At 55.8% G+C, this 14,975-nt stretch carries 13 protein-coding genes and 1 pseudogene; 2 read left to right on the top strand and 12 right to left on the bottom strand.

Going from position 1 to position 14,975, the window contains the following annotated elements:
* Positions 1–108 precede the first annotated feature (108 nt).
* The 4 genes from ACWVX6_RS03080 to ACWVX6_RS03065 form a co-directional block, all read right to left on the bottom strand.
* The gene (locus ACWVX6_RS03080) at positions 109–945 is read right to left on the bottom strand and encodes a prephenate dehydrogenase (protein ID WP_188886285.1); all 837 of its coding nucleotides are present in this window, start codon (positions 943–945) and stop codon (positions 109–111) included.
* A gap of 106 nt (positions 946–1,051) precedes the next feature.
* Positions 1,052–1,705: a VanZ family protein gene (locus ACWVX6_RS03075; protein WP_455152330.1), complete on the bottom strand. Its 654-nt coding sequence runs from the start codon at positions 1,703–1,705 to the stop codon at positions 1,052–1,054.
* Between the two features lie 66 nt (positions 1,706–1,771).
* Positions 1,772–3,697 (bottom strand): NAD(+) synthase, encoded by a 1,926-nt coding sequence (locus ACWVX6_RS03070; protein WP_455152329.1) that lies wholly within the window; start codon positions 3,695–3,697, stop codon positions 1,772–1,774.
* A gap of 598 nt (positions 3,698–4,295) precedes the next feature.
* Entirely contained in the window at positions 4,296–5,693 is a 1,398-nt protein-coding gene (locus tag ACWVX6_RS03065; RefSeq protein ID WP_455152328.1) for an alanine/glycine:cation symporter family protein, read from the bottom strand.
* Positions 5,694–5,919: 226 nt separating this feature from the next.
* On the opposite strand from ACWVX6_RS03065, the gene ACWVX6_RS03060 reads away from it, so the two are divergent.
* The gene (locus ACWVX6_RS03060) at positions 5,920–6,471 is read left to right on the top strand and encodes a DUF3877 family protein (RefSeq protein ID WP_455152327.1); all 552 of its coding nucleotides are present in this window, start codon (positions 5,920–5,922) and stop codon (positions 6,469–6,471) included.
* 58 nt (positions 6,472–6,529) lie between these two features.
* On the opposite strand, the gene ACWVX6_RS03055 is transcribed toward ACWVX6_RS03060, so the two are convergent.
* From ACWVX6_RS03055 to rsxC, 8 genes are all read right to left on the bottom strand, one after another.
* On the bottom strand, positions 6,530–7,738 hold the full coding sequence (locus ACWVX6_RS03055; RefSeq protein WP_455152326.1) for a peptidylprolyl isomerase: 1,209 nt from the start codon (positions 7,736–7,738) through the stop codon (positions 6,530–6,532).
* Between the two features lie 767 nt (positions 7,739–8,505).
* Positions 8,506–8,916: a Mini-ribonuclease 3 gene (locus ACWVX6_RS03050; RefSeq protein WP_455152325.1), complete on the bottom strand. Its 411-nt coding sequence runs from the start codon at positions 8,914–8,916 to the stop codon at positions 8,506–8,508.
* Positions 8,916–9,818, bottom strand: a complete 903-nt coding sequence (locus ACWVX6_RS03045) for an RnfABCDGE type electron transport complex subunit B (protein WP_202183507.1) — start codon at positions 9,816–9,818, stop codon at positions 8,916–8,918. The genes ACWVX6_RS03050 and ACWVX6_RS03045 overlap by 1 nt, the downstream gene beginning before the upstream one ends.
* A gap of 21 nt (positions 9,819–9,839) precedes the next feature.
* Positions 9,840–10,430 (bottom strand): electron transport complex subunit RsxA, encoded by a 591-nt coding sequence (gene rsxA / locus ACWVX6_RS03040; protein WP_110435485.1) that lies wholly within the window; start codon positions 10,428–10,430, stop codon positions 9,840–9,842.
* A 21-nt stretch (positions 10,431–10,451) separates the two neighbouring features.
* Entirely contained in the window at positions 10,452–11,075 is a 624-nt protein-coding gene (rsxE, locus tag ACWVX6_RS03035) for an electron transport complex subunit RsxE (protein WP_110435486.1), read from the bottom strand.
* Positions 11,076–11,089: 14 nt separating this feature from the next.
* On the bottom strand, positions 11,090–11,698 hold the full coding sequence (locus tag ACWVX6_RS03030; protein ID WP_118360072.1) for an RnfABCDGE type electron transport complex subunit G: 609 nt from the start codon (positions 11,696–11,698) through the stop codon (positions 11,090–11,092).
* 3 nt (positions 11,699–11,701) lie between these two features.
* On the bottom strand, positions 11,702–12,715 hold the full coding sequence (locus ACWVX6_RS03025) for an RnfABCDGE type electron transport complex subunit D (protein WP_110435488.1): 1,014 nt from the start codon (positions 12,713–12,715) through the stop codon (positions 11,702–11,704).
* A gap of 14 nt (positions 12,716–12,729) precedes the next feature.
* A complete protein-coding gene (rsxC, locus tag ACWVX6_RS03020; RefSeq protein ID WP_110435489.1) occupies positions 12,730–14,142 on the bottom strand; it encodes an electron transport complex subunit RsxC in 1,413 nt (470 codons plus the stop codon).
* 460 nt (positions 14,143–14,602) lie between these two features.
* On the opposite strand from rsxC, the pseudogene ACWVX6_RS03015 reads away from it, so the two are divergent.
* Positions 14,603–14,975: pseudogene (locus ACWVX6_RS03015) on the top strand (hypothetical protein); the annotation flags it as partial.

Genomic DNA, 14,975 nt, shown 5'->3' with positions numbered 1-14,975 from the left:
AAATTTACGTTCTGCGACCTGTTTCCTTAACAATTTCCCGAATCCGCGCAAAAGGAAAGGAACAACGCACACAGGCATTGTCCCTTTCGTATCGTTCCGAATTCCTGATTAACCCAGTCTTTCCTTGCGCTCACGTCCGTCTCTCAGCAGAATGGTCAGTTCCTCGCGGTCTCCTGCACGGATGGCCTTGCGGTATTCGTCAAGGTGCTTGATGACCTCATCAATCTCCTCCGCAAGCGGCTCTGCGTTGCACAGGAACAGCTCGCTCCACATGGTCTCATTCAGCTTGGCAACACGCGTCAGATCCTTGTAGCTGCCCGCCGAATAGCCGTTGTGCTTGTCTGCCTCCGGACTTTTGATGTACGCCGAGGAAACCACATGCGCCAGCTGCGAGGTAAACGCGATCATGTGATCGTGCTGCTGCGCGGTGCAGCGCACGGTCTGACCGAAGCCGAGCGACATGAAGTACGCTTCCAGCTGCTCAAGCACACGCTCGGTGCTGCTCTTTGTCGGCACAAAGATCATGCTCGCACCGTCAAACAGGGTCGACAGGGCAAAATCCAGACCGGAGAACTCACGGCCCGCCATCGGATGGCCGCCGACGTAGTGCACACCGGCGTCGAGCGCCGCCTGCTCCAGATGATCGACCATAAACTGCTTGACGCCGACCATATCCACGATCACGCAGCCCTTTTTCATCTTCGGCATGTTCTCAAGCAGCCAGTCCACCGTTGCCTGCGGGTACAGACCGATGATAACAAGGTCAGCCTCCTTGTACAGCGCTTCGGTCGCAATCGCGTCAATCGAGCCGTCAGCCAGTGCCTGCTCTGCGGTTGCACGCGTGCGGTTCCAGCCCAAAACGCGGCTGAGTGTGCGCGCCTTGATGGTTTTCGCCATCGAGCCGCCCATCAGGCCCAGACCGGCGATGAGTACGGTATCAAACATGAATGGGTTCCCCCTGTCTTTTGTTTTTTATTCAGTTAAAGTTTATAACGGCAGCCAGGGTTTGTCAATGAAAAACCGACTGCCTTTGCAGCCGGTTGTCATTTCATCATTTCTTCGGTCTTGGATTGACACTGCAAATCCGGTGCCACAACGGCGTAATCCGGCAGATAACGAACACAAGCAGCGCACCTGCCAGATTGAGAATGAGATCATCCACATCGCACGAGCCGGTGCCGGTGTAGATCTGCAGCACCTCCACTGCCGTGATGCTCAGCGTGAGCGACGCCGTGAAGAAGAAAATGCTTCTCTGCCATCGGAACAGTGCGGGCAGGAACACGCCCATCGGTGCAAACGCAATCAGGTTGCCTGCCAGATTGAGCACCACAAGCCGCAGTGAGATATTGCCGTAGCCGTAGGCTAACAGGTAATTTTTCACCGTGCGGAGCGGCTCCAGATTCACCATATCGAGCGAGGTATGGCCAAATCCGCGGCCGAATGCGTTATCGAAAAACAGCACATTCAGCAGCACCCATATGTAGTACAGAAACAGCACCAGCATGTACAGCCGCCGCCGTGTCGGACGCGTATTGTCCGGCACGCCGCAGAACAGCGCAGCACGCAAAAGCATCGCAAAAATCGCTGCAAACATGAATTTCTGCTCGGGTGCAACGGTGATTCCGGGTGCTAACTCATAATAGATGTTGAAGCACAGAAATACCGCTGTCAGCAGTACCGCTATGCCGCGAATTAAATTCTTCAAAAGGAGATTCTCCTTTGTATTGGAATATCATAGGGCGGGAGTACCCGCCCTATGTCAAAAATTCTGTTACAGGCTCTCCGCTTCTCTGAGCCACAGCGCGGATACTGCATCCGACGGCATACGCCAGTCGCCGCGCGGCGAAAGCGTTACGGTGCCGACCTTCGGGCCGTCCGGCAGGCAGGAGCGCTTGAACTGCTGCGTAAAGAAGCGGCGCATAAAGGTCGTCAGCCACTTCTTGATGGTCGCGTCGTCATACACGCCCTCGAAGGTCTTGTGTGCGGCACGGAAGATCTTGCGCGGCGGATAGCCGAAACGCAGCATGTAATACAGGAAAAAGTCGTGCAGCTCGTACGGGCCGACCAGATCCTCGGTCTTCTGGCTGATTTCGCCGTCCTTAGGCGGCAGCAGCTCGGGTGATACCGGGGTATCGAGCACATCCTGCAAAACGTCGGACAGCTCGCCGAGCGTGCGATCGGCCTCATAGGCAACAAGGTAGCGCACCAGCGTTTTCGGAATCGAACCGTTAACGCCGTACATGCTCATGTGGTCGCCGTTGTAGGTCGCCCAGCCGAGCGCCAGCTCGGACAGGTCGCCCGTGCCGACCACCATGCCGCCGTTCTTGTTGGCGAGGTTCATCAGCACCAGCGTGCGCATGCGCGCCTGACCGTTCTCAAAGGTGACAGACAGATCATCCTTGGACTGGCCGATGTCCATGAAATGCTGATCGACCGCCGCCTTGATGTCCACGGTCTTGAGTGTAACGCCGTAGGCTTCCGCCAGCTTTTCTGCGTTGCCCTTGGTACGGGCGGTTGTGCCGAAGCACGGCATGGTGACAGCCAGAATGCCCTTGCGGTCGAGTTCGAGCATATCAAACGCATGTACGAGCACGATGAGCGCGAGTGTGGAATCCAGTCCGCCGGACAGACCAACAACCGCCGTTTTCGCGTGCGTATGGCGCAGACGGGTCGCCAGACCGGTTGCCTGCAGCGTCAGGATCTCCTCGCAGCGTTCATCGCGGAGCGCCTTGTTCGCCGGAACGAACGGCGTGCGCGGGAATGTACGGTCAACAAGGTCGTTCTCCACCGGCTCGAGCGAGAACGAGAACACGCCGCCCTCGATAGACTCGAACGTGTTCATGCGCTGACGCTCATGCGCAAGGCGCTGGAGGTCGATATCCGCGTAAATGATGCCCTGCGAGAACATCTTGCTCTCGGCCAGCAGTGCGCCGTTCTCCGCGATGAGGTCGTGACCCGCGAACACAAGGTCTTGCGTGGACTCACCGAAACCGGCATCCGCATACAGGTACGCACACAGCAGTCGGCCGGACTGCTGACGAACAAGGTCGCGGCGGTAGCCCGCCTTGCCGATGATCTCATCCGATGCGGACAGGTTGACGATAATGTGCGCGCCAGCCTGCGCCAGCGTGGTAGACGGCGGATTCGGCACCCAGAGGTCCTCGCAGATTTCCACGCCGAAGGTGAACAGTGGCTGCTCATCGCACTGAAAAATGCTGTCGGTCACGAGCGGTACACAGACGGTTTCGCCGTCCGCATTCTTGATGTCCACGCTCTCCATTCCGCCGGACAGCGTATCCGCCGATACAAAATGGCGCTGCTCGTAGAACTCCGAGTAGTTCGGAAGATGGGTTTTCGGCACGAACGCCAGCACGTCACCGGCATTGATGACAGCGGCCACATTATACAGCTTGCCGCGCACGCGCAGCGGCAGACCGACTACGATGACAGCCGCAAGCTCTGCGGTCTCGCGGCAGACCGTGTTCAGCGCGTCCAGTGCGCCCTCGAGCAGCGTTTCCTGCAGGAACAGGTCGCCGCAGGTATAGCCGGTCAGGCACAGCTCGGGGAATGTGATGAGCTTCGCGCCTTTGGCAGCGGCCTCCTTCGCCAGCTTTACGATCTCAGAGGTATTATATGCACAGTCCGCAGCGTGCAGATCAGGCGTTGCCGCGGCAATTTTGATAAATCCATCTCGCATCGGTGATGCTCCTTCCAGTGGAATAGTCCAGATAGAGTTAGTATACCTCTTTTTGCGCGTTTACGCAAGGGAAATGCCCTCAGAAGAAAACTTGTGCACCCACAAGACTGGGTACGCGAAGCGCGCAAGCGGTATGTTGTTTCCGAGCGAAGAGTTACCGCCTGCGGGCGGCGGGAGTTCGCCGTACCCACGGCGTAGGGGCAAAAGGGTAGACACCTACGGTTTCTACCCTCTTGACTCCCGCTTCCCTTTATTTCTTAATCTGGCGCAGACCAGAGACCGGCGACCGCTTCGAAAAGAAGAACGGCAGTCGGGTTACTGTTGCGTGTCTTTCGTAAAATATTCGCAGTTCACAGACAGCTTACTGCTACACATGCGGGTTACTCTACGCTGGGTGCGGCACAAGGTGAATTGCCCGCAGGGCAAGAGAAGGTCTCCTGGGGATGACAGTGCCGCACAACTCGTTTGCTCGGATATTACGGGCGGCACCTGCGAATTTCATTTGTCCATGTCATTCATCCGTACATATGGTGGGCGAAAACGAATCGCAAAATGAAAAATGGAGAATGAAATGATTTCATTCTCCATTTTCAATCACTTACCGATCCACAACCGGAATCTCAGACTCATCCTTTTCATCCAGATGCTTCAGATAATGCTTTGTCTCTGCCGCAATCACGCCGGAGAGCAGCAGCACAGCGATCAGGTTCGGGATGGTCATGAAGGCATTGAGCACGTCCGCAATGGTCCACACAAGGTCGAGTGCAAGCACGGGTGCACACACAACGACCGCGATAAACAGCACCTTATACGGCAGAATCGCCTTTTTGCCGAGCAGATACTCAGCGGCACGCTCGCCGTAGTACGACCATCCGAGGATGGTGGAGTACGCGAACGTAATGATGCTGACCATCAAAATCAGCGGACCGATATACGGAATCTGTGCGAATGCCGCCGTGGTCATCTGACCGCCGTTTGCCATGTTTTCCACGCTGACCGCCGGATTTTTCATCATCGAGGAGACGAGCACCAGACCGGTCATCAGGCACACGACAACCGTCGTCCAGAAGGTTCCGGTCGCAGAAACGAGCGCCTGCCGCACCGGATTGCGCGTCTGCGCCGCGCTGGCAACCAACGGCGCCGAGCCCATACCGGACTCATTCGAGAACAGGCCGCGTGCCACGCCGTACTGCAGCGCCAGACGGATACCGCCGCCGACCAGTCCGCCGGTCACCGCGCCCGGCTTGAACGCCAGCACGAAAATGGCCTTGAGAGCCGGCAGCAGAAAATCGTAGTTGGCACACAGAATAACGATGCAGCCGACCACATAGAACAGGGCCATCAGCGGCACCAGCTTTTCGCACACAACTGCAATGGATTCAATGCCGCCAATAATGATAATCGCGGTGATAATGCCGAAAATAATGCCGATTGCAATACGCGGCAGGCTGATGGGAAGGTTGGTCTCCAGTACCTCGGCAATCGCGTTGATCTGCGTGCCGCAGCCGATGCCGAACGAGGCGAGCATGGCGAACAGCGCAAACAGCACCGCCATCACCTTGCCGAACTTCTTCCACTTGAGGCCGCGCTCAAGCGCGTACATCGCACCGCCCATCATGCGGCCGTCCTCGGTCTGCACGCGGTACTTGACCGCGATCAGGCTCTCCGCGTACTTTGTGGCAATGCCGAACACGCCGGTCAGCCAGCACCACAGCACAGCACCCGGTCCGCCGAGATAGATGGCCGTGCCGACACCGATGATGTTGCCCGTGCCGATGGTCGATGCGAGTGCAGTCGTCAGCGCCTGAAACTGACTGACGTCACCCGGTGAATCCGGGTCCTTTGTCACCGACAAGCGAATGCCGGTGAAGGTCTTGCGCTGGATGAAGCCCGTGCGGAACGTCATAAAAATATGCGTACCGCACAGCAGCACCAGCATGGGCAGACCCCAGATCCAGCTGTCGATTTTGTTCATTAATGCAACAAATACTTCCATGTATCCGATTCCTTCCTCACTTTTCTTCTCTTTCGGACAAGAGAAGGCGCTTACCCGCCATTTTTGTTCGGATAAGCGTCGCAGGTTTATATTATATCGAATTTTCCGAAAATATGCAAGCATATTCGAGCGTATTCGACACTTTTCCGGCATTTGACGGGATATTGCGCGTTCTCCTATCGTATGCTATAATCGTATAGAATCAAAAACTATCGAGGTGTTCTCTATGAACTCTGTGAATTATAAACGACTGGAAAAGAGCCTGACCGATGTCATTCAGGAGGCACAAATCAAGATTGGCTACGACCACCACCCGATCACGCTGTATTATCCCACGGAATCCGTGGCGCGTCTGCTCGGCACACCGGAGGAGGACGCGGACAGCACCGAGCGTGCGCTCGCTTCCCTTTCCGCGCACACCGCCGGCACGCTCGGCGCAATCGAAGTCACCCGCGATGACAAGCGTTTCTGCTTCCACATTCCCGCAGAAGGCACACAGTATGTGCATGAACAGCTGCCGGAACCCGCGTTTCTGCGTGCATTTCTGCAGGTAATGCGCGGTCTGACGGTCAGCTTTGACGATATTCTTGCGGTGTTCCATCAGTTTTCCAACAAAGTACACTGCGAGAAGCTCGAGGGCAACGAGGAGTTTGACTACCTCGTATACTTCGAGGACGGCACACCGGACAGCTACCGCTACTGCATCAAGCTGGATGATGACGGTGACGCCGTCTATCACCGCTTTACGCCGGAGGATTATGCGGCGTTTGGGTTCTAAATCCCCATATAAGCATGAAAAAAGGACGCTCCTTGAGCGTCCTTTCTGTTTTGCGGTTTTACTGAGCGGACTCGGTAGTAGCCGTCTGCGCCTCGTCAGTCGCGGTCTGGCTGTCGGTCGCGGACTGGTCTTCGCTCTGCGCGTCCTCAGTCTGCGCATTGCCGTCATCATCCGATGTATCGCTGTTCAGAACAGTCTGCACGTCAGCCGGCAGATAGTCCTTAGTGTTATCATAGGTGATCTCGTCGTAAGCATCGGTGGTCTTGATGTCAGCCTCGTCGATCCACTGCTGCATCATCTCGTCGATCGAGCCGGCAGTTCCCTTTTCGGAAGCAACCGCTGCGATGATCGCGTCGCGCATGTTCTCGAACTCATCCTGATTCAGCTCACAGCGCTTGATGATGTGGTAGCCGTACTGGCTCTTAACCAGGCCGGAAACTTCGCCTTCCTGCAGCGCCTTGGCAGCGTTGTAGAACTCGTCTACCATCTGACCCTCGGTGAAGGTATAGCCCTTGGCATACTGTGCTTCGCCTGCATCCTCGTTCTTCTCGGTCAGCAGCGCGTCAAAGTCCTCGCCGTCGTTCAGGCGATCCAGAACAGCCTGTGCTTCCTTCTTTGCTTCCTCATCGGTGCGGGTGGTCTCGCCGGTGGACGGATTCGTAGTCAGAATGAGGATGTGCTTTGCAGTGATGTAGTTGTCATCGAAATACTTCTGCAGCTCGTCATCGCTCGGAACATTTACGCCGTTCTCACCGAAGTAGTAATCCTTCAGCACCTGTGCGCATGCGCTGACATACTGGTAGTTATTGTAGTTGTCCATGTCAAAGCCGATCGAAGCCAGGCGCTGCAGATAAGCGTCCTCGCCGCCGAGCTGCTCCGCATTCTGCTTGTTTGCCGTAACAATGTTCTTCTTCTGGCTGTACGACAGGGACAGACCCAGCTCATCCATCTTCTGCTTAACGATATGGATCAGAGCGACCTGCTGCTTTGCGGACTCCTTTGCGGCATCGCCGAATGTAGATGCCATATTCTCCTCAGAGATACCGTACATAGAGTACATCTGCTGATAATTGATGATCTGGCTCATCATATAGCTTGCATACTCATCTGCGTGGATTTCCTCACCGTTGACCGTCATAACGACCGGTGCATCGCTTTTCAGCTCCTGGTAATCCACCACAAAGGTGGATGCGCCGTATGCGGTTGCGCTCATAACGACAGCCAGCATAACGACCAGCGCAACGATGCGCTGCACTAACTTGCTCATATTACTATGCTCCCTTTTCTGTATTTTACGAACGCTATCAGTATAACACTATTTCGGAACAGGCACAAGCGAAAACACAGAAACATCACAAATTTCGCTGCCCGCTGGGGACGGCGTACCCACGCCGCGGGGGCAAAAGGGTAGACACCTGCGGTTTCTACCCTCTTGACTCCCGTTTCCCTTTGTTGCGTAGCCCGGCGCAGACCAGAGACCGGCGACCGCTTCGAAATTTGGGAACGGCAGTCGGGTTACTCTTGCGTTTGTTTCGTGAAATATTCGCAGTTCACAGATACCTTACTGCTACACAGGCGGTTTAGTCTATGCAGGCGAAACATACCCGTGTTGCGCAACTCGTTAGTCTGGAGTTTACGGACAGCACCTACGAATTTTAGCGCTCGGTACAATTTATCTTCGCAGGTGCTGTCTATCATATCGCGCTGACGAATTGTGCGGCACTGTTATGCCGCACCCAGCGCAGAGTTGCCCTTATGTGTAGCAGAACGCTGTCTGTGAACTGCGAAAAGGCGGAGAAAGACACGCTGCGGTAACCCGACTGCCGTTCCTTTATAGTCTCAGCTCTGCAAATTTCTCTGTGCTCTCCCAAAGGGAAAAGGGGTGATTCACAAGAGGGTGGAAAACCGCAGGTTGTCTACCCTCTTGTGCGCCCGCGCGGCGTCAGCGCAGTTCCCCTCGCTTCGCAAGCGCAAATCCGAAATTTTCATCCCGAAAACAAAAAGAGAGAACCTGAACGGTTCCCTCTTCTCAAGTTATGCGTCAAACCCTTGACAGATAACCTCAAACAGCTCATTGATACGCTCATAGCGGCCCTTGAGGTACAGCCAACCGAACAGCGCCTCGAGTGCGGTCGCGTAGGCATACTCTGCCACGGAGGCCGACTTCGGCACGGATTTCGGCTTTGCGTTGCGTCCGTGACGCAGAACGGTCTGCTCGCCTTCATCGAGCATAGGCTGAATGCGCTTTACCGCTTCCGCCTGCGCGGACGCACGAACGAGCTGGATCGTACGGCTGTGCAGGTTTTTCGCGGTCTGAGTGCCGCCGCACGCCAGATGCGTGCGCACGAGTATCTCATAAACAGCGTCGCCCACATGGGCGAGTGCAAGACTCGTCATGCGGGCGATCGCAGCGTCATCCAGCACAGGGTGCAGATGATCGGTCATTACTTGTCCTCAGCAGCCTTTGCTTCAGCGGCCTGCTTTGCAGCCTCAGCCTTAGCCTTGGCAGCAGCAGCCTGCTTAGCCTGCATTTCCTTGAACTTGGCCTTCTCTTCCTCGGTCGGAACCGGCTCGATGCAGCCCTTCGGGCATGCCTTGGTGCACATCTTGCAGTTCTTGCACTTGTCGTAGTCGATCTTGGCAACGCCGTCTACTACGTGAATTGCATCGAACTTACAGGTCTTCTCGCACATCTTACAGCCGATACAGCCGTTGGAGCAAACCTTCATTACTTCCGGACCCTTGTCCTTATTCACGCAGTTAACGTGAACCTTCTTGACCTCGGATACCAGGTTGATGATCTTCTTCGGGCAGGTGGAAACACACTTGCCGCAGGCAACACACTTGTCGGTGTCAACCTTTGCAACGCCGTCCACAATGTGGATTGCGTCAAACGCACAGGCCTTTACGCAGGAGCCGAGGCCCATGCAGCCAAAGGAGCAAGCCTTCGGGCCGCTTGCTACACGCATTGCAGCGTTGCAGTCCTGCAGACCCTCGTAGTTTGCCTTGTCCTTTGCGTTGCAGCCGCCGTTGCAGTAAACATGTGCAACCTGACGGTCGCCGGCAGCAACCTCAACGCCGAGTACCTTTGCGACCTTCTCAGCCGCAGCAGCACCGCCGACCGGGCAGCCGTTTACCGGCGCACGGCCCTCTACGATTGCAGCAGCCAGACCATCACAGCCCGGAAAACCGCAGCCGCCGCAGTTAGCGCCCGGCAGGCACTCGCGTACCAGCGGGATGCGCTCGTCAACCTCTACAGCGAAAACCTTAGCGGCAACGCCGAGCAGGATTGCGAAAACGATACCCATGATGAACAGTACCGCTACCGCGTAAATAACATTTTGCATATCCATTTCTTGTGTCCTCCCTTACCAAATCGACAGGCCGGAGAAGCCCATGAAGGACATAGCCAGCAGCGCTGCTGCAACCAGCGAGATCGGGAAGCCTTCAAAGCACTTCGGGCACTTGGAAGTAGCGTCCAGACGCTCACGGATGGAAGCGAACAGCACGATTGCCAGCGTGTAGCCGACACCGGCTGCAACGCCGTATACCAGAGAGCCGATGAAAGAATAGCTGTTGGAAATGTTGGTCTTAGCTGCGCCAAGTACCGCACAGTTGGTGGTGATCAGCGGCAGGAAGATACCGAGCGCAGAGTACAGCGACGGCATAGCCTTCTTCATGAACATCTCGACGAACTGAACCAGCGTTGCAATTACGAGAATGAACGCGATGGTCTGCATGTAGCCCAGACCCAGGGGTTCGAGAATGAAGTACTGTACAGCCCAGGATGCTGCGGAAGCGATCGCCATAACGAAGATAACCGCCATGCCCATGCCGAGCGCGGTGTCGGTCTTCTTGGATACGCCGAAGAACGAGCAGCAGCCGAGGAACTGAACGAGAATGTAGTTGTTGACCAGAATTGCCGCGATTGCGAGCGACAGGATATCGGTCAAACCCATAGAGGCAGGTAAATTAAACACTTACTTGTCCTCCTTTCGAGCCATGATCTTCTGGATCGCAGCCAGGATGAAGCCCATCATGAGGAAGCCGCCGGCCGGCAGGATCATCATGACCATCGGGTTGGAGTGGAAGAACGGAACTGCGATACCGTTTACGCCGTTAACGTAACCGGACAGGATGGTGCCTGCGCCGAGCAGCTCACGGAAGAAGCCCATGAGTACCAGAGCGAAGGTGAAGCCCAGACCCATTACAACACCGTCGAGTGCGGACGGCAGAACCTTGTTCTTGGAAGCATACGCCTCGGCACGACCGAGGATGATGCAGTTTACTACGATCAGCGGCAGGAACAGACCAAGGGACGATGCCAGCGACGGCAGGAATGCCTGCATGGACAGGTCGATCATGGTTACGAAGGTTGCGATGATCGTGATGAATGCTGCGATACGGATCTTATCCGGGATAATTCTGCGCATCGCGGAAATAACGATATTGGAGCAGATGAGAACGACGGTAGCCGCCGCGCCCATGCCGATCGCATTCTGCAGAGAAGTGGTGGTTGCCAGCGTCGGGCAAAGACCGATCGTCTGCATGAAAACCGGGTTATCGAGGATAACGCCCGATTTCAGCTGTTCAGAAAATTTCATTTGGCTTTTCCTCCTTAACCCAGAGTAGCGACATATGCTGCCGCAGTATTAACGCCGTCGGTTACAGCACGGGAGGTGATGGTAGCGCCGGTGATCGCATTGATCGTGCCGCCGTCCTTGGTCACCTTGAGCTGACCGTCAGCAGTCTGACCTGCAAACTGGGTGATCCAGTTCGGGTCTGCCTGGCTCTTCGCACCGAGGCCCGGGGTCTCAGCGTGAGAGGTTACCTTTGCGCCTGCAACGGTGCCGTCCGCATTGATGCCGACGATCATCGTCAGGTTGCCGCCGAAGCCCTTCGGCTCTACCTGTACGCAGTAGCCGATCTCTTCGCCGTCCTTGGTTGCCTTGTAAACGCCGTCGATCTGAGCAGCGGTACGGCCTGCCGGCAGGGTTACGCCAGCGGCTGCAACGTCCTCAGCGGACAGTGCGGTGTCGAGATCCTCGAAATCAGCGTCCGGGATGATCTCTGCCATTGCTGCGTTGCGGGTTTCGATACCGTTCTGGGTGATCTTATCCGCGGTTACACCGTTGATAACGCCCAGCAGCAGTGCACAGATGAACGTGATGAGGCCCAGTACGACGACAAGCTGTACGATGCCGCCTTCCTTTTTGCTGTTATCCATGATTTACTGCGCCTCCTTCTTAGCCTTGTCAAGCTGATAGCCGAACTTGCGCGGATGGGTCTTCTTGTCGATTGCCCAAACCAGCGTGTTCATGATCAGAATGGAGTAGGATACGCCCTCCGGCAGACCGCCGAAGTAGCGGATGAATACCGTCAGCAGACCGCAGCCAACGCCGAAGATGATCTGGCCCTTCGGGGTAACCGGGCTGGTAACGTAGTCGGTAGCCATGAAGATCGCGCCGAGCATCAGGCCGCCGGACAGTACCTGGCTGAGCATCCACTGTACGCGGGAAACATCGCCGGACAGCGGGAACAGGAAGGTGATGACAGCAACAGTAAGGATGTAAGCTGCCGGAATGTTGATGGTGATAACCTTGCGCCACAGCAGGTAAACGCCGCCTGCCAGCAGAGCCAGCGCGGAGGTCTCACCGATAACGCCGCCGGTCTGACCGAGCAGCATCTCCAGCAGGCCGGTATCAGCCGGTACAGCACCGGTCTTAAGGGTAGCCAGCGGAGTTGCGGTGGAGATTGCGTCGGTAACGGTTACGTTGCCGAACAGCGGCAGGTTTGCATGCGGAGCAGTCCAGGTGGTCATGAAACCGGCCCAGGATGCCATCATGAACGCACGGGCACCGAGTGCCGGGTTCATAAAGTTCTTGCCGATGCCGCCGAACAGCATCTTAACAACGATGATGCCGAACAGAGCACCGAAAGCGCTCAGCCACAGCGGAGCTGCAACCGGAATGTTGAATGCGATAAGTACGCCCGTAACCAGGCAGGACAGGTCGCCTACGGTGTTCGGGTGATGAACGATTTTGTTGTAAATGGTCTCAAACACAAGGCTTGCCACCATTGCGATAACAACATGGATCAGCGCACGAGCGCCGAAGGTGTAAACTGCAACCGCCAGTGCCGGAACAAGTGCGATGAGCACATCGAGCATAAGGCTCCGGGTGTCATCATCCGCCTTGATATGCGGCGAGGAGGTTACGACTACTTTGCTAAGATCATAAGCCATTTTCGTTTTCCTCCTTACTTGTTCTCTGCGGGCTTTTCAGCCTCTGCCTTTGCAGCAGCCTCTGCCTCGGCCTTTTTCTTCTCGGCCTCAGCCTTGGCGCGCTCTGCAGCACGCTTAGCCTGGATCTTGCCCTTGGTCAGACGGAACTGTGCAACCAGCGGGATACGAGCCGGGCAGACGTAAGCGCAGGAGCCGCACTCGATGCAGTCCATCATGCCGCAATCAACGGCGTTGTCCAGATCCTCCTGCTTGCCGTATACATTCATGTAGATCGGCAGGAGATGCATCGGGCAGGCGTTGATGCACTTGCCGCAGCGGATACACTGGGGATCCTTAACGCGCTTATCCTCATTGCCTGCAAAGGCGAGGAATGCGTTGGTGCCCTTGACAACCGGGGCATCCAGAGAGAACTGGGCGTTGCCCATCATCGGGCCGCCGGCAAGGAGCTTGTTCGGAGCTTCCTTGAAGCCGCCGCAGGCATCGATCAGCTTTTCGATCGGGGTGCCGATGCGTGCTTCGAGGTTCTTCGGCTCAGCAACAGCGGAACCGGAGATGGTAACGATGCGGCGGATGACCGGCATGCCGGTGGTGAAGCGGCGATAAACCGCACCTGCGGTATCTACGTTGAATACCGCGCAGCCGGCGTCTGCCGGCAGCTTGCCGGACGGAACTTCACGGCCGGTGCAGGCATTGATCAGCTGCTTCTCAGCACCCTGCGGGTACTTGCAGGTCAGCGGATACAGCTTGAGGCGCGGATCATCCGCGATCAGCTCTTCAATCTTGGCGAAGGTATCCTTCTTGTTTTCCTCGATCGCAATGATCGCGGTCTGTACGCCCATGATGTCGGCCAGCATCTTCAGGCCGCCGATGGTCTCTTCCGGACGCTCGAGCAGCAGGCGATGGTCGGACGTGATGTACGGCTCACACTCTGCAGCGTTGATGATGACCGTGTCGCACTTGCCGATACCGGACTGGATCTTGACATGGGTCGGGAAGGTTGCACCGCCATGGCCGACAATACCGGCAGAACGGATGCACTCGATACGCTCCTCATTGCTCATGGAAGCGAAGTCGTAGGGATGCACGGACTCGTGCTTGCGGTCCTCGCCATCATTTTCAATTACGATGGACAGAACCTTGCTGCCGTTCGGATGCAGGCGAGGCTCGATTGCCTTTACCTTACCGGAAACGGTAGCATGGACAGGAGCGCTGACAAAGCCGCCGGCTTCCGCGATAGGCTGTCCCAGGTCCACGGTGTCGCCAACCGAAACGATCGGCTTTGCCGGTGCGCCGATGTGCATGGAAACCGGCAGGATTACCTCATCAGGCAATGCCAGCTTCTCGATCGGCTTGGTGTTTGTCGCGGATTTATAGCCCGGGTCTGCGTGAGTACCCGGGTGTATGCCGCCACGGAACGAATACGCCATTTCTTTCACCTCTCTAATATTTTGCGCAAGAAGAACCGGACGCGCGCCCGGCTTCCTCTTCTTCAGAAATTGGCTGGCTACGCATGAAGCATAGCCTTACAGTATAGATTATACTGGTTTTTGTACAGTATTGGCAAGACCAAAAGCAAAAAAAAATCGAATAAAATACAGGGGAACTTTGTACATCTTGTTAAGTCTATCATTTTTATCCGCTTTTTCTTTGTGAATAACGCTCGGGTTCGGTCAGTTTAGACGGATGCAGGTATTTCCTTTCCGGCTTGCATTTTTCGCAAAACCGGCTGAAATGCGCGCAAAATGCGAAGTTTTGCCCTCTGCCTTTTGTGCACATTTTTCGTATACCGCTATTGACTTTCCCTTTCTCCAGTTATAATATGAATACATGAACATATGAGCAATCGTTCATATATTATTGACTATCACCGACAGGAGGCGATCCGAAATGGCAGACGAACACAAGCATGAGGATACCTTATTAAATGAAGAAGTGCATGAGCACGAACATCATCATCACGAGCACGATGAAGATGAATGCGATTGCGGCTGCGGACACCATCACCACCACGATGAGGATGAACATGAACATCACCATCATCATGACGATGACTGCGACTGCGGCTGCGGACACCATCACCACCACGATGAGGACGAGGAGCACGAGCACCACCACCATCATGACGATGACTGCGACTGCGGCTGCGGACATCATCACCCCCACGATGAGGACGAGGAGCACGAGCACCACCACCATCATGACGATGACTGCGACTGCGGCTGCGGACACCATCATCACCACGATGAGGACGAGGAGCACG

This window comes from Butyricicoccus sp. (genome assembly GCF_977037065.1).
Note: the sequence above shows the minus strand (reverse complement) of the source record. Positions and strands in the feature narration are given on the sequence as shown.